Annotated in this window: 20 protein-coding genes; 3 read left to right on the forward strand and 17 right to left on the reverse strand. The window is 63.5% G+C overall.

Features of this window, described 5'->3' with window-relative positions; all coding sequences use genetic code 11:
• Positions 1–95: 95 nt before the first annotated feature.
• Complete coding sequence (locus QP415_RS00920; RefSeq protein ID WP_285098012.1) at positions 96–578, reverse strand: SixA phosphatase family protein; 483 nt, start codon at positions 576–578, stop codon at positions 96–98.
• Positions 579–610: 32 nt separating this feature from the next.
• Here QP415_RS00920 and QP415_RS00925 point away from each other — a divergent pair, with 32 nt between their 5' ends.
• Positions 611–844, forward strand: coding sequence for a hypothetical protein (locus tag QP415_RS00925; RefSeq protein WP_285098014.1), 234 nt, complete (start codon positions 611–613; stop codon positions 842–844).
• Here QP415_RS00925 and QP415_RS00930 read toward each other — a convergent pair.
• The 7 genes from QP415_RS00930 to glgA all read right to left on the reverse strand — a co-directional run bounded on the left by QP415_RS00930 (position 832) and on the right by glgA (position 9383).
• Positions 832–1503, reverse strand: a complete 672-nt coding sequence (locus QP415_RS00930; RefSeq protein WP_285098017.1) for a histidine phosphatase family protein — start codon at positions 1501–1503, stop codon at positions 832–834. The genes QP415_RS00925 and QP415_RS00930 overlap by 13 nt on opposite strands.
• A complete protein-coding gene (locus QP415_RS00935; protein ID WP_048677593.1) occupies positions 1500–4436 on the reverse strand; it encodes a bifunctional [glutamine synthetase] adenylyltransferase/[glutamine synthetase]-adenylyl-L-tyrosine phosphorylase in 2937 nt (978 codons plus the stop codon). Before QP415_RS00935 ends, QP415_RS00930 begins: the two co-directional genes overlap by 4 nt.
• Positions 4433–5773, reverse strand: coding sequence for a glutamine synthetase beta-grasp domain-containing protein (locus tag QP415_RS00940; protein ID WP_285098020.1), 1341 nt, complete (start codon positions 5771–5773; stop codon positions 4433–4435). Before QP415_RS00940 ends, QP415_RS00935 begins: the two co-directional genes overlap by 4 nt.
• 70 nt (positions 5774–5843) lie before the next feature.
• Positions 5844–6803: an SPFH domain-containing protein gene (locus QP415_RS00945; protein ID WP_016461768.1), complete on the reverse strand. Its 960-nt coding sequence runs from the start codon at positions 6801–6803 to the stop codon at positions 5844–5846.
• A 44-nt stretch (positions 6804–6847) separates the two neighbouring features.
• Positions 6848–7321, reverse strand: coding sequence for an NfeD family protein (locus QP415_RS00950; protein WP_016461769.1), 474 nt, complete (start codon positions 7319–7321; stop codon positions 6848–6850).
• 13 nt (positions 7322–7334) lie between these two features.
• A complete protein-coding gene (locus tag QP415_RS00955) occupies positions 7335–8123 on the reverse strand; it encodes an ABC transporter ATP-binding protein (protein ID WP_285098023.1) in 789 nt (262 codons plus the stop codon).
• A gap of 36 nt (positions 8124–8159) precedes the next feature.
• The gene (gene glgA, locus QP415_RS00960) at positions 8160–9383 is read right to left on the reverse strand and encodes a glycogen synthase (RefSeq protein WP_285098025.1); all 1224 of its coding nucleotides are present in this window, start codon (positions 9381–9383) and stop codon (positions 8160–8162) included.
• A gap of 171 nt (positions 9384–9554) precedes the next feature.
• On the opposite strand from glgA, the gene QP415_RS00965 reads away from it, so the two are divergent.
• Entirely contained in the window at positions 9555–10790 is a 1236-nt protein-coding gene (locus QP415_RS00965; RefSeq protein WP_016461772.1) for a glucose-1-phosphate adenylyltransferase, read from the forward strand.
• 2 nt (positions 10791–10792) lie between these two features.
• A complete protein-coding gene (serB, locus tag QP415_RS00970) occupies positions 10793–11476 on the forward strand; it encodes a phosphoserine phosphatase SerB (protein ID WP_034475609.1) in 684 nt (227 codons plus the stop codon).
• 8 nt (positions 11477–11484) lie between these two features.
• On the opposite strand, the gene QP415_RS00975 is transcribed toward serB, so the two are convergent.
• From QP415_RS00975 to QP415_RS01015, 9 genes are all read right to left on the reverse strand, one after another.
• Complete coding sequence (locus QP415_RS00975) at positions 11485–12012, reverse strand: NUDIX hydrolase (protein ID WP_048677599.1); 528 nt, start codon at positions 12010–12012, stop codon at positions 11485–11487.
• Entirely contained in the window at positions 12009–12857 is an 849-nt protein-coding gene (locus tag QP415_RS00980) for a PrsW family intramembrane metalloprotease (RefSeq protein WP_285098028.1), read from the reverse strand. Before QP415_RS00980 ends, QP415_RS00975 begins: the two co-directional genes overlap by 4 nt.
• A gap of 91 nt (positions 12858–12948) precedes the next feature.
• The gene (locus QP415_RS00985; RefSeq protein ID WP_285098030.1) at positions 12949–14742 is read right to left on the reverse strand and encodes a PrsW family glutamic-type intramembrane protease; all 1794 of its coding nucleotides are present in this window, start codon (positions 14740–14742) and stop codon (positions 12949–12951) included.
• A gap of 15 nt (positions 14743–14757) precedes the next feature.
• Positions 14758–16053 carry a PrsW family intramembrane metalloprotease gene (locus QP415_RS00990; protein ID WP_285098032.1) on the reverse strand — a complete coding sequence of 432 codons (1296 nt, stop codon included), beginning with the start codon at positions 16051–16053 and terminating at the stop codon, positions 14758–14760.
• A gap of 1 nt (position 16054) precedes the next feature.
• On the reverse strand, positions 16055–16678 hold the full coding sequence (locus QP415_RS00995; RefSeq protein ID WP_285098034.1) for a hypothetical protein: 624 nt from the start codon (positions 16676–16678) through the stop codon (positions 16055–16057).
• Complete coding sequence (locus tag QP415_RS01000; protein ID WP_285098036.1) at positions 16675–17853, reverse strand: glycosyltransferase family 4 protein; 1179 nt, start codon at positions 17851–17853, stop codon at positions 16675–16677. Before QP415_RS01000 ends, QP415_RS00995 begins: the two co-directional genes overlap by 4 nt.
• Complete coding sequence (locus QP415_RS01005; RefSeq protein WP_285098038.1) at positions 17850–18776, reverse strand: phosphatidylinositol mannoside acyltransferase; 927 nt, start codon at positions 18774–18776, stop codon at positions 17850–17852. Before QP415_RS01005 ends, QP415_RS01000 begins: the two co-directional genes overlap by 4 nt.
• Entirely contained in the window at positions 18773–19399 is a 627-nt protein-coding gene (gene pgsA / locus QP415_RS01010) for a phosphatidylinositol phosphate synthase (protein WP_285098040.1), read from the reverse strand. Before pgsA ends, QP415_RS01005 begins: the two co-directional genes overlap by 4 nt.
• Positions 19399–19992, reverse strand: coding sequence for an HIT family protein (locus QP415_RS01015; protein WP_016461783.1), 594 nt, complete (start codon positions 19990–19992; stop codon positions 19399–19401). Before QP415_RS01015 ends, pgsA begins: the two co-directional genes overlap by 1 nt.
• Between the last annotated feature and the right edge of the window lie 2 nt (positions 19993–19994).

The raw sequence follows: 19994 nt of genomic DNA on the forward strand, positions 1-19994 counted from the left end.
GCCCCCATCCGCATCCGGGCGGGCCCCACGTGGACAAACGTAAACACAGTCACAGGGACAATGGACGAGGCCGGGGCACGTGCGCGGGCCTGGACCTACCGGGTAAGCGGCGTCAGCAGGACACGCAGGGCACAGCTCGAGGGGGTCAGGTTCTCCCAGCTTCCGTCGAACGTAAGGATGACCGCGGTCGCGGTGGGAACACCTTGAGCGACCTCTCCCCGATCGTTCTCGCGGGCCAGCACGTAACCGGCGCCAGAGATGGTGGGCTCGTGGCCGACGATGAGGGCGCTGTCCCCCACGAAAGTACGCGCCAGGGTCAGGATGTCTTCCTCGTCGGCGTTGTAGACACCGCGGTCGTACCAGCTGTCACCGATCTGGACACGCTGGTTGATCTGTTCAAATGTCTGTTGGGCACGTCTCGCATCCGAGCACACGGCCACATCGAAGCTCCCGATCTCACGGGCGAGGACGCCGCCGAGGCGCGCCGCCTGGTCGAGGCCTGCTTGCGTGAGGGAACGCGCGTGATCGGGGTAGGAGTATGCGGCCTGCGCGTGGCGAACGAGAACGAGGGTTGGCATACTTCCAAGCGTAACCGCACGGGGAGGACACCATGGCTCTGGGTCTCGAAAGCGCCTCGGGCATCTGCTCGGCACGCGAATGCACGAACGCCGCAATCTATCGGATCGACTGGCGCAATCCTGCGATTCACCGCGCCCGTACGAAGACATGGCTGGCGTGCGAGGAACACCTGTCCTACCTGGAGAACTATTTCAAATACCGTTCGTTCCCCTTCGAGGTCTCAGCCTTCGTGGCGTCCGATCAGGAGCCGTCTCAGGACCACTGATCGAGGGGACGGTCGTTCCAGGTCAGGGCGTGGAGCCGCTTCGCGAGTTCGTCGGCAGATGCTGGAGTGAAGTCGGGCGCCCACTCGAAGGTCGAGGTACCCGTGTTCGACATGAAGTGCTGGGAGACCAGCTCCTCGTCGATCTCTGTGGACAGCCACGTGGCCAGCAGGCGCGTGAGCGCACCGTGGATGACGAAGACCGCGACGGCCTCGTCCCCCGCTTGCTCGCGGGCGGCCAGGCCCACGCGGCGCACAGTCTCCAGCGAGCGAGCCAGGGCCTCGCGCCCGTTCTCGCCGCCCGGCATCCGGTTGTCCAGGTCACCCGCGCACCACGACAGGGTTGTGCGCACGTAGAGGGACTGAGACGCCGGGTCCGCAGCCATCTCAAGGTCACCGGAACGCAGCTCTCGGATGCCGGGCTGCACCTGCGGGGTCAGCCCGTACCGGCTCGCCAGCGGTGCCGCCGTCAGGCGCGTGCGGTGCAGGCCGGACAGCGCGATGACACTCGGAGGAGGCGCGACCTCGGCCTCCCACCGATCCGCGAGGCGCTGGGCCTGCAGGAGCCCTTCAGGGGTCAGCCCGAGGCCGGGGCGCACGGTGTCGAGCGCGCCGAGGCGATTCGCGGGGGTCTGTCCGTGCCGTACCAGCACAATCTTCACTGCTGCTCCCAGAAAAGTCGTTCCATCACGGCGCGCGCCTTGCGTCCGGCGCGGAGCCAGTCTTCTTCGAGGGCGTTCAGCCCGCCGCTACCGTACCCGAGGATCGCCGCGAGGGCACGCAGCTCCGCACTATCACGGGGTAAAACGTCGAGTTTCACACCGCTCATACGGCCTGTCGCCAGTGTATTCGCAGCGCGGATACGGGTCGCCATGTCCCAGGCGTGAAGGAGAATCTGCGCGTCCTCGGCGCTCATCAGGTCATGATCCCGAGCACCCTGAATCGCCTGCGTCGTCGACGAAGTCCGTAGCTCGGAGTCGTTCTTTCCGGCACGCATCTGAATGAGCTGGATCGTCCACTCGACATCGGAGAGCCCGCCGGGTCCCAGCTTGACATGACGAGCCGCCTCGATACCGCGCGGCAGGCGTTCGTTTTCCATGCGGGCCTTCAGCAGGCGGATGTCACGCACGTCCGACTCACTCACTCCCCCGTAGGCGAGCTCCGCGAAGAGCTCTCGCGCCCGATCGGCAAGCTTCCCCTCCCCAATCGGACGCGCACGCACCGCTGCTTGCCGCTCCCACGTGGAAGCCCAGCGCTGCGCATACTCACGATGCGACTCGATCGTGCGACTCATCGGGCCGTTCTTGCCCTCGGGGCGCAGGTCAAGGTCGACGACGATACCCAGCTGGCTGGTGGCCGAACCAAGAAGGCTCTTCACACGGTTCACGATGGCCGTCGCGCTGGCCGCAGCCTCGGCATCAGAGGCACCGCCGACCGCCTCATGCACGGCGATCACATCCGCATCGGATGCATAGGAGCACTCGCGGCCCCCGTAGCGTCCCATCGCGACAAAGACAAGGTTTGCACGCTCCTCGCCCCAGCGCTCGATTTCCTCCCGCTGGGCGATGGCGAGGGCACCGAGGATTGCGGCATCCGTGGCATCTGCGATCGCGTTGCCGCGAGGATTGACACCTTCCAGGAGGTCGTTCATCGCGCAACGCGTCAGCTCACGGGTACGGACGGCTCGGACTCGAGCGGCCGCCTCGGCAGCGTCCTCGTGACGGTCAATGAGGGCCGCAACTTCCCGAGCTAGCCGATGCGGTTCGCGCGGTGCCAGCTCGTCATCATCATCGAGCCAAGCCACGGCCTCGGGACGCTTAGCGAGTGCCTCGGCGATCCACCTGGAGTTCGGGAGCATCGTGGTCAGCCTGCGGGCGGCCACACCCGAGTCACGCAGGAGAGCGAGGTACCAATGCGAGTCACCGATGTCCTCGGACAGGATCCGGAAATTCAGCAGTCCCATGTCGGGGTCGGCCCCCGCCGCAAGCCACGAGATAAACACCGGGAGCAGGTGGCGCTGAATTGCCGCGCGTCTGCTGGTTCCCTGCGTCAGAGCCGCAATATGCGTGAGGGCACCCGCCGGATCACGGTAGCCGATCGCCGCGAGGCGGTCACGCGCGCCATCCGCGTGCAGTGACACCTCGTCCTCGCTCAGCGAAGCCGTTGCGGCGATGATCGGCCGATAGAAGACATCCTCGTGGAGGGCCCTCACCCGTGCGCGAACCTCGTCGATCGCAGCGCTCATCGACTGCGCGTCGGGGAAGCGCGAGCGGTCCATCGCCCGCCCGAGAACACGCAGCTCCCGCTCCTTGTCCGGGATCAGGTGGGTGCGGCGCATACGAGGCAACTGGGTTCGGTGCTCGACGGCGCGCAGGAAGCGATAGCACGATGCGAGCTGATCAGCATCACTGCGAGCGATATAGCCGCCGTCCCGCAGCGCCTCGATCGCCTCCAACGTCGAGCGCACGCGTAGGAAAGCGTCCGTTCGGCCGTGGACGAGCTGGAGCAGCTGGACCGTAAACTCGACGTCACGCAGGCCGCCGCGGCCGAGCTTGAGCTCTCGCGACGCATGCGAACGCGAGATATTGTCCTCGACCCGTCGGCGCATCGCGCGCGCGGCCTCGACGAAGCCCTCACGCGTCGCGGCGCTCCACACGTAGGGCTGCGCGGCATCCTCGAAGGCCCGGCCGATGACCTCGTCTCCCGCGCAGGCACGGGCCTTCAGCAGCGCCTGAAACTCCCACGTCTGCGCCCATTTGTCCCAGTACTGACGATAGGACTCGACGGTACGCACCAGCGCTCCGTTACGTCCCTCTGGGCGGAGGTTGGCATCGACGGTCCACAGAGGTGCCTCAGTGCCGGGACCCGAGCACGCAGAAGCCGTTGCTGCCGCGAGTCGCGTGGCGACCTCGAGGGCCACACGCTCGTCCTGATCCACCCCGGCTTCAGCAACGTAGACGACATCAACGTCGGAGATGTAGTTGAGTTCGCGTGCCCCCGTCTTACCCATCGCGATGATTGCGAACGGGGTCTCTCCCCGCGGATCGATATCGCGACGGGCGAGTGCGAGACCAGCCTCGAGCGTCGCATCCACGAGGTCCGCGATGCGCCTTCCGACCTCGGGCATAAGAGCGCCGGGATCCTCACTTGTCAGATCATCGGCGGCCACAGACAGGAGAACGCGTCGGTAGGCTGCGCGCAGGTCGTCCGCGCGCGCCCCCTCTGCGGCCACATAGGCTCCCCCCTCAGTCCGAGTTGCGCCCACGGAAGCCAGGAGCACCTGCTCGCTGCGGCCGGGATTCTCCCAGATCGCCACAGCGCGGGTGGGATCAGCGATGACGTAGTCCCCCAGCCACTGGCTGCCGCCCAGCACGGCGCACACGCGGCGCCGGGCGTCGGGCTTGTCCACGAGAGCGCGCACGAGGCCGGGGTCCGCTTCGTGCAGACGGATCGCGGCCAGGAGCGCCTGGTCGGGATCGGCGCTCGCGCTCAGGTCACGCTCCCACGCCTCGGCACCGCCCGGCAGCTCCTCGAAAAAGCTGAGCGCGCGGCGCGGGTCCAGGAATCCGGCAATCCGAAGCTCGTCCGGCGTCACCGCGGAACGACCTTCAGGAATTGCTCAAGCTCCTGGCGAGTGATCTGCTGACGATATTCCGTCCATTCCTTGCGCTTGTTACGAATAACGTAGTCGAACACCTGCTCACCGAGGGTAGAAGCCACCAGATCGGAGCTCTTCATGGAGCGCACGGCGTCAGCCAGGGATGCCGGCAGCGCGCGAATACCCATCACCTGGCGTTCACGATCCGACAGGTCCCACACGTTATCCTCGGCCTCGGGCATGAGCTCCATCTTCTTCTCGATGCCCTCAAGGCCCGCCGCAATAAGGACAGCGAAGGCGAGGTAGGGGTTCGCGCTCGGGTCGGGCGCGCGATATTCGATGCGCGCGGCAGCGGCCTTCTTCGGCTTGTACAGCGGGACGCGCACGAGCGCAGAACGATTCAAGTGACCCCAGCACACGTAGGAAGGAGCTTCTCCCCCGCCCCACAGACGCTTGTAGGAATTCACGTGCTGGTTCGTGATCGCCGCGATCTCCTCGGCGTGCGCGAGCAGGCCCGCGATGAACTGGCGCCCCGTCGTCGACAGACGATACTGACCCGCCGGGGAGAAAAACGCGTTCTCTTCACCTTCGAACAGCGACAGGTGCGTGTGCATGCCCGAGCCCGGATGCTCGATAAAGGGCTTGGGCATGAACGTGGCGACGAGTTCCTCGCGCAGCGCGACCTCTTCGATGAGGGTACGTGCGGTCATGATGTTGTCCGCAGCGCGCACGGGATCCACGGCGCGCAGGTCGATCTCGTTTTGTCCGGGCCCGCCCTCGTGGTGGGAGAACTCGACTGGGATCGCCATATCCTCCAGCATCCGCACCGCACGACGACGGAAGTCATTCGAATCCCCGCGTGCGACGTGGTCAAAGTAGCCGGCCTGGTCGACCGGAATCATACGGTCGGGGGTGACGGGCTGACGCAGGAGATAAAACTCGATCTCAGGGTGGATCATGACGCGGAAACCCGCATCCGCGGCCCGCTGGACGGTGCGCTCGAGAACGCCTCGAGGATCGGACGGCGCGGGCCGCCCGTCAGGCATGAGGACATCGCAGAACATGCGCGCGACCGGGTCATCGTTGGAACGCCACGGGAGCAATTGGAACGTCGAGGCATCCGGCTTCAGGAGCATGTCCGACTCGTAGACGCGCGTCAAGCCCTCGACCGCAGACCCGTCGAAACCAATGCCCTCGGCGAACGCTTCTTCAAGCTCGCCCGGGTCGATCGAAATTGACTTCAAGACGCCCGCGACATCCGTGAACCACAAACGAATAAAACGAATATTCTTCTGTGCCACCTCACGCAGCACATATTCCTGATGCGAATCCACCGATGTCCTCCCGTCGAGAAAATGAACGGGCCGACCGCAGGGACTGCGGTCGGCCCGGCATGGCTTCAGTCTACTTGCCCAGGTTGAAACCCTTCGAGATGGATTCCAGTGCGCCGGTGAGATCAGAAGGAAGCATCCACAGCTTGGACGCCTGACCATCGGCGATCTTCGGCAACATTTCAAGGTACTTGTAGGACAGGAGCTCGGGCGTGGCCTTGCCGGCGTTGATGGCCGCAAAGACCGTCTGGATAGCCTCGGACTCGCCCTGCGCACGCAGGATCTGCGCCTGACGTGCACCTTCGGCCTGCAGGATCAGTGCTTCCCTCTGGCCCTTGGCCTGAAGGACCTGCGCCTCCTGCTGAGCAGAAGCCGCCAGCACTGCGGCCTGCTTAGCACCCTCAGCCTTCTTGATCTGCGCCTCACGCTCAGCCTCGGCCGTCAGAATCGTCGCACGCTTGGTACGCTCAGCCGTGATCTGCTGCTCCATGGCTGCCAGCACTCGCGGCGGCGGCTCAATCGACTTGAGTTCCACGCGGGTGACGCGAATACCCCACGGGCCCGTGGCCTCATCAAGGACACCGCGCAGCTGCTTGTTGATCGACTCGCGCGACGTCTGGGTCTGCTCAAGGTCGAGAGAACCAATCAGGTTACGCAGGGTCGTCGCGGTCAGCTGCTCAATCGCCTGCAGGAAGTTGGCCACCTCGTAGGTAGCACTGCGCGGATCCGTGATCTGGAAGTAGATAACGGAGTCGATCGACACCATCGCCTGGTCGGCGGTGATGACAGGCTGAGGCGGGAAGTTCGCAACCTGCTCGCGCAGGTCAATACGGGCGGCGACGCGATCCACAAAAGGGACGAGAAGGTGGAAACCACCCTGCATCACGGCCTGGAAACGTCCCAGACGCTCGACGACGTACGCCTGCGACTGCGGAACGATGCGGACCGCACGAACAAGCGACACGACGACAAAGATGACGAGGGCAAGGATCACGATGAACGCGACGTTGCCAAAGAGTTCTACTGAGCTCACTGACGTCTTTCCTTTCTTACTTCAAAGTCAACAAATCGGGCCTATCAGGAGGCCGAACCTGCAGATGGCTGACTGGCAGGAGGCTGCGCCAGGTTGAGAGCACTGACAATGGCGGTCGCACCATCGATACGATCAACGCGCACCTCGGCACCAACGGGCAGCTCCGGTCCTTCGGTCCGCGCGCTCCATTCACCGCCAGAAAACTGGATACGTCCGTGACGCTCACCCACTGCCTCGGTGACGTAGCCACTCTTGCCGATCAGGCGGTCCGTATTGCTGGGAACATAATTGCTCGATCGTTCAATCCGTCCTTTCAGGAACGGACGCAACAGAACCAAGAGAGCGATGGATACGACGATGAAGACGATCACCTGGACCGTCAGACTCGCGCCACACGCTCCCGCGATACCGGCGGCAAGAGCTCCAATCGCGAACATCAAGAACACGAAGCTCACGCTCATGACCTCGACAATGCCGCACACGAGTGCCGCTAGAATCCACAGCCACCAGGTACTCATCGCCCTGCCTCTCTTACTCGGTCACACCGCGCGCCCACCAGCGACCATCGGTGCGACCGGCGAGCAGCGGCATGCCATAAACCTGCGACAGATTCACGCCCGTCAGAACATCCTCAATCGGCCCCTGATGGGCAATCTGCCCCTGTGACATGATCGCGCAATGCGTCACGCCATCAGGAATCTCCTCGATCTGGTGGGTCACCAAGACGATCTGCGGAGACTTGGAATCTTTCATGATCTCAGAAAGAGCGGCGATCAGCAACTCGCGAGCGCCCAGATCGAGCCCAGACGTCGGCTCATCCAAGACGAGGACCTCCGGGTCCGTCATGAGCGCGCGGGCGAGGAGCACGCGCTGTGCCTCACCCTCCGACAGGGTTGCGAACTCACGCTGGCCGAGGTGGTCGATGCCGAAGATCTCCATGAGCGCACGAGCACGCTCATCATCGACCTGCTCGTATTCCTCGTCGTGAGCGACAGCCAAACCCCAGGCAGCGCTGCGAACAGTGTCGAGAACCGACTGCGTCGGCACGATCTTGGCAGCCACCGCAGCGGAGGCCAACCCGACACGAGTGGCTACCTCCGCGGGATCCGCCTGTGCCAAATCCGTGTCCGAGACAGTCACCTCACCGGCATCCGGCGCAATGCGACCAGATGCCACGCGCGCCAGCGTGGTCTTGCCCGCACCGTTTGGACCAACAATGACCCAGTGCTGACGCGGACGCGTTGACCATGAGACATCGGACAGGATTTGCGTATCCCCTCGTTGGACGGACACGTGAGAAAGATTCAGGACGTAAGTCATGTATCCAGCCTAGTCGTCTATAGGGTGGCGTGCGCCCTAAACGAGCGAGCGATACAGCTCGGCGGTCTTGATGCCGATCGCTTCCCACGAGAAGTGATCGCGGGCGCGTGCAAGGCCGACCTCGCCCATGCGGCGACCCAGCTCGGGATCGTCGAGAACACGAATCAGGCGGTCGGCCATCGCTTCCTCGAATGCGCGCGGATCCAGCGGTGTTCCCGTCCCATCCTGCATCTGCTCGATCGGCACGAGGTAGCCCGTCTCTCCGTCGACGATCACGTCGGGGATGCCGCCGGTTGCGGTACCAACAACGGGCAGACCGAGCGCCATTGCCTCCAGGTTCACAATACCGAGGGGCTCGTAGACGGAAGGAGTAATGAACACCTGAGCCGAGGACAGGATCGCAGCAACCTCAGGCTGCGGGAGCATCTCGGAGATGAGGACAACGCCGGAGCGTCGGGCACGCAGCTCGGCGACGAGGCCCTCAACCTCGGCAGCAATTTCCGGAGTATCGGGGGCGCCAGCGCACAGGACCAGCTGGACATCCTCGGGCAGGAGCTGGGCAGCGCGCAGGAAGTACGGCAGGCCCTTCTGACGGGTAATACGGCCGACGAAGACGACCGTGCGACGCGACGGGTCAATACCGTGCTCGGCGAGCACGCGGGCACGCAGTTCCTCTCCCGCTTCGCCTTCGGGCGCGTGCCACTTGTTCAGGTCGATGCCGTTGTGGATGACGTGCACTCGGTCGGGATCAACGCCGGGGTAGCAGCGCAGGATATCGTCGCGCATACCGTTCGACACCGCGACAATCGCGCTGGCGGCCTCATAGGCGGTTTTCTCCACGTAGGAGGACAGGCGGTAGCCACCGCCGAGCTGCTCAGCCTTCCAGGGGCGCAGCGGCTCGAGCGAGTGGGCGGAGATGACATGGGGAATGTCGCCCAGCAGCGAGGCCACGTGGCCAGCGAAGTTCGCGTACCACGTGTGCGAGTGCACGAGGTCCGACCCCTCACACGCCGCGGCGATCTCGAGGTCGACGCCCAAGGTCCGCAGGGCCGCGTTCGCTCCGGCCAGCTGGGGCAGGTCGGCATGTCCGGTCACTCCCGGGTCGGCACCATCGGTGCCCGGCTCGCGCGGACCGTCAAACGCCTGCACCCGCAGGTCATCGACCAGCCCACGCAGGACCTTTGCTAGTTCAAGGACGTGAACGCCAGCACCTCCGTAGACGTGGGGCGGGTATTCGCGGGTAAGCAGATCGACGCGCATGATGGGGTCCTTCCGACAGTAGCGACGCGTAGCACACATCGTATCCGATCTCACGTCACTGCTGATAGAAAACGAGACGATGTAGCAATCGATAGACATTTGTAATACAGTGTGACCACTCCCACGGATTCGCGCCGATGCGGGTCCACTCGACCAACGAAGAGGTGCCACATGGCAAAGAACCACGTCCTGGCAATCGTTCTCGCGGGCGGTGAGGGTAAGCGACTGATGCCCCTGACGGAGGACCGCGCAAAGCCGGCCGTTCCGTTCGGTGGTCACTTCCGGCTGATCGATTTCGCACTGTCGAACATCGTGAATTCCGGATACCTCAAGATTGTTGTCTTGACGCAGTACAAGTCCCATTCCCTCGACCGCCACGTCACGAAGACCTGGTACACATCTCCCCTGCTCGGCAACTTCATTGCCCCTGTGCCGGCCCAGCAGCGTCGCGGGCCGCACTGGTACCTGGGTAGCGCCGATGCTATCTACCAGTCCCTCAACATCGTTGATGACGAGGCACCGGAATACATCGTCATCATCGGTGCCGACAACATCTACCGCATGGACTTCTCGCAGATGGTCCAGCACCATATCGATTCGGGTCTTCCTGCGACGGTGGCCGGCATTCGCCAGCCGATCGAGCTGGCTCCCGCACTCGGCGTCATCGATGGCGAGGGCGGCGTCGTGAAGAACTTCCTCGAGAAGCCCAAGCATGCCGTCGGTCTGCCCGACGATCCGACCAAGGTCCTCGCCTCGATGGGCAACTACGTCTTCACCACGAAGGATCTGGTCAACGCACTGCGCGAGGATGCGGCCAACCCCGATTCGAAGCACGACATGGGCGGCAACATCATCCCGTGGTTTGTCGAGCGCGGCGAGTGCGGCGTCTATGACTTCCAGGACAACGACGTGCCGGGTTCGACCGACCGTGACCGCGATTACTGGCGCGACGTTGGTACGCTGGACGCCTACTACGAGGCGAACATGGACCTCATCTCGGTGCACCCGGTGTTTAACCTGTACAACCGCGAGTGGCCGACCATGACGATGATCGATGGTTCCCTGCCGCCGGCAAAGTTCGTCTACGGCGATGAGGACCGCCTGGGTCATGCGATCGACTCGTTCGTCTCCCCCGGCGTCATCGTCTCCGGTGGCGAGATCACGCGTTCGATCGTCTCCCCGCACACCTACGTCCATTCGTGGGCGAAGATCGAGGATTCGGTCATCATGCACGGTTCGCGCATCGGCCGTTCCTCGCGGGTCGTGAAGACGATTCTGGACAAGAACGTCATCGTCGAGGAAGGCGCCGTCGTCGGCGTTGATCTTGAGCACGACCTCGAGCGCGGGTTCACCGTCACAGAGTCGGGCATTACGGTCGTCCCCAAGGGTACGGTCGTCCACAAGTGAGTATGATGCTCCATCTCGATGAGCCGGGTGCTCCGCTGCTGTGTGTCAGCGGGGCACCCGGCCTCGTCGTCACTGACGTCGATTCGACGTTGATTAGTCAGGAGGTCATCGAGGAGCTCGCCGAGGCCGCGGGTACGCGAGAGCGGGTCGCCGAGATTACCTCCCGCGCCATGAACGGCGAGCTCGATTTCGCGCAGTCGCTGCGGGAGCGGGTCGCGACCCTCGCGGGCGTCCCGGAATCTGTGTTCGGCGATGTCCTAACCTCCATCACTCCCACGAAGGGAGCACGCGAACTCATTGAGGCGACCCACCGAGCGGGCGGGCATTTCGGCGTCGTATCAGGCGGTTTCGAGGAGGTGGTCGCTCCCCTGGCGGCCTCCCTCGGCATCGATTTCTACGCCGCTAATCGCCTTGAGGTCGAGGGCGGATTCTTAACAGGACGAGTGCTGGGCCGTATCGTCACCTCCCAGGTGAAAGTCGACTGCCTGCGTTCGTGGGCCTCGTCCCTGGGTGTCCCCCGCGAACGCACGGTTGCGATCGGCGACGGGGCGAACGACGTCCCCATGATGCACGAGGCCGGAGTCGGTATCGCGTTCTGCGCGAAGCCCGCCGTGCGCGAACGGGTAGCGGTCCAGCTCAACACGCCAGATCTTTCCCTAGCGATCGCTCCCCTCGGACTCGCCTAGCGCCGACGTCAGGGCTCGCGCGTGTCCGTGAGGCGGATCATGCGCCCATCCCAACCATGCCGCCACGAACGGGCGTACTCGAGGATCTGCGCGGGGTAGATGTCTGCGTCGATCTGAGCCTCTGCCTCATCGATGTCCCACCAGGCCTGCGCGTCGATGACGGATCGCTCCAGATCCGTCCACCCATCGCGACTCAGCGCGGTAGAAGGCGCGTGAGCGAGGAAAAACCATTCGTCCTGCCGGGCAGTGACGGCCAGAAAGTCGAACTCAGCGGTCCGGTAGAGAACGGGACCAACCAAATCGTCAGGAGCCAGCTCGATGCCCGTTTCTTCGAAGACCTCACGCACAGCTGCGCTGCGGGGATCTTCGCCGTCCTCGATGCCACCACCAATCGTGAACCACCAGAATCGCTCTGGCTGATCCTCGTCGTGGCCCTTGGCCAACAGGACACGTCCCTCGTCATCAAACAAGAGGACGCGGGCGGCCTCCCGATGGGGATAACCGTCCGCGTCCACAGGCCAGTCGAGTGCGCTCATGCCTCCAGGGTAGCCCGATGGCGACGCAGGCCCCACACGAGGAGCGCAACGCTGACAAGCAGGAGGGGAAGCTCGATAGCTCCGTAGGTGAGGTTCCATGAGTCCTCGGGCGCAAGGAAGCCAACGCCGTTGGCCTGCCCATGAAGCACGAGGGCCGCGATGAACCCACCGACAGCAACGAGGATGCCGGCAAACACATTCTTCGCGCGCAGTGCAGCCCACGCGAGAGCGTAGCCGAAGACACCCGTGAAGATCGCGTGCCCGTAGCCACCCAGGATCGCGCGCGCCAGGAACGATTCCCACAGTCCGCCCATACCGTCCTCGAGGGCACTCACGTAGTAACCCATATCCTCGCCCCAGGCGAAACCAAGGCCGACAAGGACACCCAGGACAGCGCCCTGAGACGGATGGGTCAGCAGTTTACGGGCGGCGAGGATCAGAATGAGCACGCCGATACCTTTCGCGGTTTCCTCCACAACGGGACCCGTCACAACGGAGGTCACAAAATCAACCGCAGAATCGCTCATGCTGGTCGATTCCACCGCGGCGTCGATGAGGCCGTTACCGATACCTGCGATCATGAGCGCACCACCGGTGCCCCACGCAAATGCGGCAATCCACGACAGGACCGACGGAGCGAATCGCGCCACCCAGGCCAAGAAAAGGAGGCCGACGACAGCGCTGACACACGATGCACTCACAGCGAGCGCCGCGGCGGAGCTGCTGGCACCATCAATCGCACCACGCACCTCGTGGGCTAGTGCCGGGATGCCGATGACGATCAAGACGATCGAGCACACGGTGAGGGCCCGCGACGAAGGGCGGGCAGAATGAGCGTAAGTCACGTTTGTTTCCTTTCTATCCCCACCATCGTGCGACATCAACCTATGCGTGACCTATGAAAACGCCATGCGACGACCGTGTGAATCAAAACGCTCACATGGGGCGAATGCCCATGAGCGCCTGGAACTTCTGACGCTGATTTGTCGCCTCCCGCACCTTCTCCTGAGTGTCCTCAATGCGGCCCTTTTCGGGACCGCGCACGTTCATGATGACCTGGTCAAGGCCGAGGGACGCCAAGTTGTTCATGAAGGACTTCATCGCCCGCTTTGCTTCAGGGCCACCGCTCGCCACCCAGGAGAGCGCGTTGCGGCGGGCAGCGGGATCACACACCATCTGGACCTCGCTCGGCAGAATCCAGCCCTGGTTGACGTAGGGCATGAGACCGGCAGCGATATCGCGCCGCTCTCGACGCATCGCACGGGACACGAAGAACAGCCAGCCACAGAACAGGGGAACCTGAATGATGAAGTAGAGCACGAGGAAGCCACCGCGGCTGCCTGAGATCACCGAGGATCCATTCCACACGCCGTGCATCGTCACGCCGATCAGGTAGCCGAGGAGGCTCACACCGATGCCGACACCCAGCGAACGGGTGCGCGTCGCAGCCCATCCAATCGCCCAGCCGGTGCACGTCGTATACATAACATGCCCGAAGACACCCAGGAAGACGCGCATCACGAAAGTCTGGGCGAACCCCCCGTCGTAGAAGCTATTAACGAAGTATGTGAAGTCTTCAACGACGAGGAACCCCGCCGCTGAGTAACCGGCGTAGACGAGGCCATCGAGCGGGGAGGAAATGCTGTTACGCCGCATCATGACAATCACGAGCACGCCGAGCGCCTTGAGGAATTCCTCGCCAACGGGAGCGGCAACCACAACGGAGAAAATCTCTCCCGCAGCACCGCTACCGGTTGCGCTCGCAACGGAGTTACCGGCGACCTCGTTCGAAATCATCGCAAAGAAGATCGCCACGCCGCCACCCCACAGGAGCGCCGCAATCTTCGTCCACCAAGGCTCGGGCTCGAAGCGATCCACGAACTGGAGGAATGCCAGGATGATAGCGAGGGGAACGAGGCAGAAGAAGGCGAGGAAGAGGCTCAAAAAGGGGCCGCTGACTAACAGGAAACTGCTCGTACCCACGAGCATCAGTGCCGCGCCGACGCCGATCACGACGGCCTCGAAAACCGGCGCCTTCTTGGCAGGCGTGGGCATAGCCCACGCCTGCACCTGCTGCGGTGCTGCCTGCGGATACTGAGCGGCGCTCGGCCCAGGCATGGCCGGCGCGGTATTGACGAACGACTGGAAAGAGGAGGTGAATTGTGCCTCGGGTTCGAATCGTGTCATCGGGTCCGGAGCGGGCATCTGTGCCGAGGTTCCGAGAGACTGTCCGGTTGGAGCAGCAGGTGCGTAGCTTCGCGCAGACTGCGGCTGCGCAACGCTCGACCCCTGAGGCTGTGGGACATCCGAGCTGCCCGGCTGAGGAACGGCGGAGAACTGCTGGCCGCCTGTCTCAGGACGAGGCCCATTGCCCGCCTGCGACTCCGGGGCGTAGGCAGAGGCTGCAGGCGCACCGTAGCGCCCGCCAGGAGCCGACTGACCCTGCTGAGGCTGAGGAACGGGAGCATAACCCGAACCCGCCGACGCACCATACTGGCCACCCGGAGCCGACTGACCCTGCTGAGGCTGAGGAACGGGAGCATAGCCCGAACCCGCCGACGCACCATACTGGCCACCCGGAGCCAACTGACCCTGCTGAGGCTGAGGAACGGGAGCATAACCCGAACCCGCCGGCGCACCATACTGACCGCCCAGAGCCGACTGGTTCTGCTGCTGATTCGGCGGCATATTGCCCTGCGGAGGCATGGAATGCGGGAAATTGTTGCTCATAGTTCTTCTTCTTTCTTAGCGTGCCTGTGCGAGGCGGGACACGGCGTCGGTCACGTCCTGTTGTTGCTCGGCGATAGACGTCAGACGCAGGAATTCGCGCCTATTCTCGACGGCCTCGGCCAGCATGCGTTCATCGTTATCGATGCGTGCGCGGTCAGGACCGTGCTTGGCCATGAGTCGCTGATCCATGCCCAGCGAGGCGAGGTTGACGAGGAAGGACCGCATGGCTCGCTTGGCCTCGCGTCCGCCACTGCGTGCCCACTTGAGGGCGGCCCTGCGCGCTCGCCTGTCCGTGGCCATCGTGACCTCGCCGGGAATGAGCCACCCGGTACGCACGTACGGGACGAGTCCGACGCGGATCTTCTCGGCTTCCTTCCGGGACAAAATGATGAGCGTGACCGCCCAGACCACGAAGGCTGGCATTTCGATCCCGAGATAGATCAGGACGAAGTAGCGACCCAGGAACGACGCGGTTCCATTCCACACAAAGTGGACGACCATCGCGAAGAACCAGAACACAAGGACAATGCCGGTCTTCGACCAGCCGCGCTTGAACTTAATGAGCGCCAGGGCGAGGCCGATACCTGTCATCGAGGTCGCCATGGCATGCACGAAGGGGCTGGCGATTCCTCGCATAATGAAGGTAAACAGGAGACCGCTGTCTGCGGGATCATCGACCCGGACGAAGTACAGGATGTCCTCGGCGAACATGAATCCACAGGCAGAAAAACCCGCGTAGACGACGCCATCGATAATCGAATTGATGTTGGTTCGACGCACGATGACGACGATGAGAACACCCAACCCCTTGAGGGTCTCTTCGATGAGCGGAGCGATAAAGGTGGCGGCGAGAGCGTTGGATTGATTGACGTCACCGATCGAGAGGATGATGTTTTCCTGAAGGGCCGTGTTCAGGATACCGGCAGAGATCGTGGCAACCCCCGCTCCCCAGAGAAAGAGAGCACCCTTCGTCTTCCACGGCTCAGGCTCCCAGCGGTCGATGAACAGGATGAAGCTGACGACGATGAGCAGAGGAAGGAGCGCGAGAAGGCTCGTCCGGACGAGGGATACGACACCCGATGACGCCGGGCTCAGCCAGAAGATAACGAGCGCGATGAAACCGATGGTGCTGACCGTCGTGATGATGACCTCAAGCCACGGAAACGAATGCCGCGCCTTCGGCGTCTGCCACACGGGCGCAGCATCGTCGGGGGCGGGCGCGGACATGCCGTTCACCATGTCGACGTTGACGCTGCTGATTTTCTTCAGGCGGTAGTCTTCTCCCGGCCCTCCCCAGTGGGTCGTGTTCATGTCAGTATCCCCGTCCGCCGATATGTGTGTCGTCATCAAAGTCAATGGGCTCGGGCACCGGCGCGTGTCCGGCGAGCCGGAGCAATTTTACCATTCGTGCGGAACGCAAGGCGCGGACTCCCGTGACATCGACGTTGTGGACGTTTCGAGTGAGTTCGATACGGTAGCACGTCGCGTCGAGTGCCTCGAGTCTCGCTTTTGCCTGCGGGTCCTCTTCAATACGTGCGCGCACGTCGGGTGTGAGCGTCTCTCGGATCGCGCGTGTCAACGCCGATGCTCGCTCGAGCCGGGCGCTGACCTCGACGCGATCGGCCTGACGCTGAGCGCTTGTACGCCGGTCGAGCCCGTCTGTCGTGAGCTGATCGCCACCGTCTTGGATGTACGTGCGTGCGGCATCGACGAGGCTGGGGCCACCCGCGCTTTCAAGACCCGCCGCGTGAGCCAGCAGTTCCGCTTCCGAGGCACGACGCAGCAGCAGTCGTGAAAGCGCGTCGCGCGTGGCAAGGATGCGCTGATGGAGGCGATCGAGTCGACGCGCACGCGTGATGGCGACGCCGGCAACGAGGGCTGCCACGACGAGACTCACACAGATCAGAACGACGGTCCAAGGAGAGACGTGAATCATCGGAGGTACTCCTCGTCGTCGCGCCCACGAATCAGGTCACGCGCGCGCCTCGAACCCGAGTCCGCGGGACTGCCCATGGCGATAGCGAGCTTGTAGACTTCAAAGACCTTATCCGCCACGACCTCCCAGTCGTACTGCGCGGACGCACGCTGCCCCGCATCCGCGAGGGCATCGAGTCGCTCGTGGTCGCCCAACAGCTCCACAAGCGCTGAAGCAAGCGAGTCGCTGCTACCGGTGTCGAAGAGTGCACCCGCTCGACCATCCTCCAAAACGGCTCGGAAGGCCGGAATGTCGGAGGCCACAACGGTGGTTCGGGCCGCCATCGCCTCGACGAGGACGATACCGAAAGACTCTCCACCAGTCTGCGGTGCCACATAGATCGATGCACCAGCAAGGAGGGATTCCTTCTCCTCATCGCTGATTCCACCCAGGAACGAGACCGAATCACCGAAACGCGCCACAGCCGCGCGAATATCGGGGGCATCTCCGCGCCCCGCGATCAAGAAACGCGCGCCGGGGATGGCCTCGAGAACCCGCTCGATCACACCGGCGAAAATACCCAACCCCTTACGCGGCTCATCAAGGCGGCCAAGGAACACGATAACCGGTCGTTCGTCCGTCGCAACCCATTGATCGAGGGGCTGAGCCGTGCGGAACGATGCTGTTTCCACGCCGTTCGGGATAATGACGGCATCTCCCCCATGGTGCTCAATCAGGGTACGTCGAGCCTCCTCAGAGACGGCGATGCGCACGCCAATGCGTTCCATGTACAGGCGCATCGGAGCCGACGCAATCGCGCGAGACACCGACCGTCCAAGCGCCGCGTGGAACGTACCCACGAGAGGTGCACTCGACAGCATCGCAGCAGCCATCGACACCGAAGGCACAACGGGTTCATGGACGTGCACGACATCGAAATCGTTGTCCGCCAGCCAGCGACGGGTGCGCGCAAGGGCCTTGGGCTTGATAGAAATATTCGCCACCGACCCGTTGAAGGGAATCGACACTGATGACCCAGCGGATGTGATCCACTCGGGCAGGTCATCGGAGGTCGAAGGGGTCAGTACCCGCACATCGTGACCGCGTGAACGCAACTTCAACGCAAGGTCACGAATATGGAAGCCCACTCCCCCGGGCACGTCCCAGGAGTAGGGATTCACGATCCCGATCTTCATCGATTCTTCCTCTCGTGCTCGGCCCTCGCGCGCGCAAGCCGTTCGGGGTCAAGGTCCTCGACAAACACCCGCTGCATCATGTGCCAGTCCTGAGGCTTCGACGCCATCATGGCAGCAAACTGATCCACCCACGCCTGCGTGAGCGCCTCGATACGGTTGGATCCCTGCAGTGCCGCCTCGTCCACCGTAATCGGTCCGACGCAACGCACACGCACATCGGCCCCTGTCGGGCTCTCGTTCTCGTAAGTAATGCACGCCGCGAACAGTGGGCGCTCAAGCTTTGTCGCCAGCGCGGCAGGCCCCGCGGCGACGAGTGCCCGCTGCGTCCCAAAATCCACTTCGATACCCGAGCCGGAAATGTCCCGATCCGCCAGAAGCGGCACAATCACGCCCCGCCCGCGCACTCGTTCAACGAGAGTCGAGAAGACAGACTCACCCTTCGCGACGCCGATAACTTCCATACCCAGTCCTTCGCGCAGAGAAACGAAGCGCTCAAAGAGTGACGGAGGCTCAACTTTCTCAGCGACGGTGACGATGCGACGGCCGTGCGCGCAGACCCACGCACCTGCACGGTCCCAGCTGCCCGAATGTCCCAGGGCGAGGACAACAGGTCCATCCTCACTCGCCTGTGCCAAGGCCTCGAATCCCTCAAAGGACACTCCCTCGAGCAACGGTTCACCGCGACGCGATCCGAGCATCAGCTGTTCGGCATAGTTGCGGATATGGGAGCGAACCGCATCGCGTACCTGAGCATCCGATGGATTTTCTCCGGTTAACCGTGCCATGTTGGAGGCAAGCCGCTCGATCATGGCTCCCCCACGTCTCGCCGCGATCAATGCACCCGCATCCGCCATGCGCATGACGAGGCGTAGCGGAAGGCGGGGCGCAACAGAAAAAGCGAGCGACAGGGGTGAGAAACTCACTGGGTTCCTTCGTCAATGTGGCGGGCAGTAAACCAAATGCGCTGGCACACCGTGACGAATGAGGCAAACGCCACCCACGTCAGGCCGCACGCGAACACCCACTCCGGCAGGCCGAGACTCATGAGCATGGCCGTTCCCATGCCGATGATGAGCCGGTCGGTTCGCTCGGCGACACCCAACTTGGCCACGACACCTACGGATTCCGCACGCGCGCGAGCATAGGGGACGGCAGCCGCGCCCACGATCGAGCAGATGCCGGCAATGATCGACCACGTGCGCACGAACGTGTTGTCCATCTGGAAGACCGCGTACGCAGTCAGGGAGCCAAACACGGCGCCGTCACCCAGCCGGTCGAGCGTCGAATCAAGGAAGGCACCAAAGCGAGTGCCACCCGTCGTCATGCGTGCAAGCGTCCCATCGACGGAATCGCCGAACATCACGACCGCGAGAGCGATACCTCCCTGCCAGATCCACCCCTGCGGGATGCAGATGACAGCGATTGCGACGGTCGCGACCGTTCCGGCAACCGTCACCATGTTGGGCGTCACCCCCGCGCGCGCTAGGACGCGTGCGAGCGGAGTGAAGATAGCCCTCGTGATAGAACGTCCGTGGTTTCCGAGCATCAGTTCTCCTTGGGCCAGGCGGCGGCCAGCCGGGCGCGGGCGTCCTCAAGCAGCTCGGGGACGGCCTTCGTCTGAGCGATAATCGGCAGGAAATTCGCATCCCCCAGCCAGCGCGGAACAACGTGCTGGTGCAGGTGAGCCGCGATACCGGCCCCAGCGACCTCACCCTGGTTCATCCCCAGATTGAAGCCTGCCGGGGCAGCGACGGCACGTGTCACTCGCATGGCGGTGGCCGTCAGGTCACCCAGCTCGATGCGTTCCTCGTCGGTGAGCTCCGTGTAGTCGGAGACATGGCGGTACGGGCACACGAGCAGGTGCCCGGAGTTATAGGGAAACAGATTCATGAGGACGAAGCAGGTGCGTCCCCGGTAGACAATCAGGCCCGACTGGTCGTCCTTACCGGGTGCCGTACAAAACGGGCATCCGACATCCGAGGCATCCGAAGGCTTCCCTTCGCCGCGGATGTAGGCCATCCGATAGGGGGTCCAGAAACGACCGAAGCCGTCCGGGACACCCGCGAGCGAGCGGGCGTCCTCGGTGGGCAACGGGCCGTTCGGGGTACCGATCGAGTCGGAACCGGCGTCGCGGCTCATGT

Source organism: Pauljensenia sp. UMB3104 (genome assembly GCF_030217285.1).
Taxonomy (GTDB): domain Bacteria; phylum Actinomycetota; class Actinomycetes; order Actinomycetales; family Actinomycetaceae; genus Pauljensenia.

Excerpts from the sequence above, each read along its gene's own strand:
- QP415_RS01015 (WP_016461783.1), bottom strand. The coding sequence starts at position 19,992 with ATGAGCCGCGACGCCGGTTCCGACTCGATCGGTACCCCGAACGGCCCG.
- QP415_RS00965 (WP_016461772.1), top strand. The coding sequence starts at position 9,555 with ATGGCAAAGAACCACGTCCTGGCAATCGTTCTCGCGGGCGGTGAGGGT.
- glgA (WP_285098025.1), bottom strand. The coding sequence starts at position 9,383 with ATGCGCGTCGATCTGCTTACCCGCGAATACCCGCCCCACGTCTACGGA.
- pgsA (WP_285098040.1), bottom strand. The coding sequence starts at position 19,399 with ATGCTCGGAAACCACGGACGTTCTATCACGAGGGCTATCTTCACTCCG.
- QP415_RS00920 (WP_285098012.1), bottom strand. The coding sequence starts at position 578 with ATGCCAACCCTCGTTCTCGTTCGCCACGCGCAGGCCGCATACTCCTAC.
- QP415_RS01000 (WP_285098036.1), bottom strand. The coding sequence starts at position 17,853 with ATGAAGATCGGGATCGTGAATCCCTACTCCTGGGACGTGCCCGGGGGA.
- QP415_RS00950 (WP_016461769.1), bottom strand. The coding sequence starts at position 7,321 with ATGAGTACCTGGTGGCTGTGGATTCTAGCGGCACTCGTGTGCGGCATT.
- QP415_RS00985 (WP_285098030.1), bottom strand. The coding sequence starts at position 14,742 with ATGAGCAACAATTTCCCGCATTCCATGCCTCCGCAGGGCAATATGCCG.
- QP415_RS00925 (WP_285098014.1), top strand. The coding sequence starts at position 611 with ATGGCTCTGGGTCTCGAAAGCGCCTCGGGCATCTGCTCGGCACGCGAA.
- serB (WP_034475609.1), top strand. The coding sequence starts at position 10,793 with ATGATGCTCCATCTCGATGAGCCGGGTGCTCCGCTGCTGTGTGTCAGC.
- QP415_RS00955 (WP_285098023.1), bottom strand. The coding sequence starts at position 8,123 with ATGACTTACGTCCTGAATCTTTCTCACGTGTCCGTCCAACGAGGGGAT.
- QP415_RS00975 (WP_048677599.1), bottom strand. The coding sequence starts at position 12,012 with ATGAGCGCACTCGACTGGCCTGTGGACGCGGACGGTTATCCCCATCGG.
- QP415_RS00990 (WP_285098032.1), bottom strand. The coding sequence starts at position 16,053 with ATGAACACGACCCACTGGGGAGGGCCGGGAGAAGACTACCGCCTGAAG.
- QP415_RS00995 (WP_285098034.1), bottom strand. The coding sequence starts at position 16,678 with ATGATTCACGTCTCTCCTTGGACCGTCGTTCTGATCTGTGTGAGTCTC.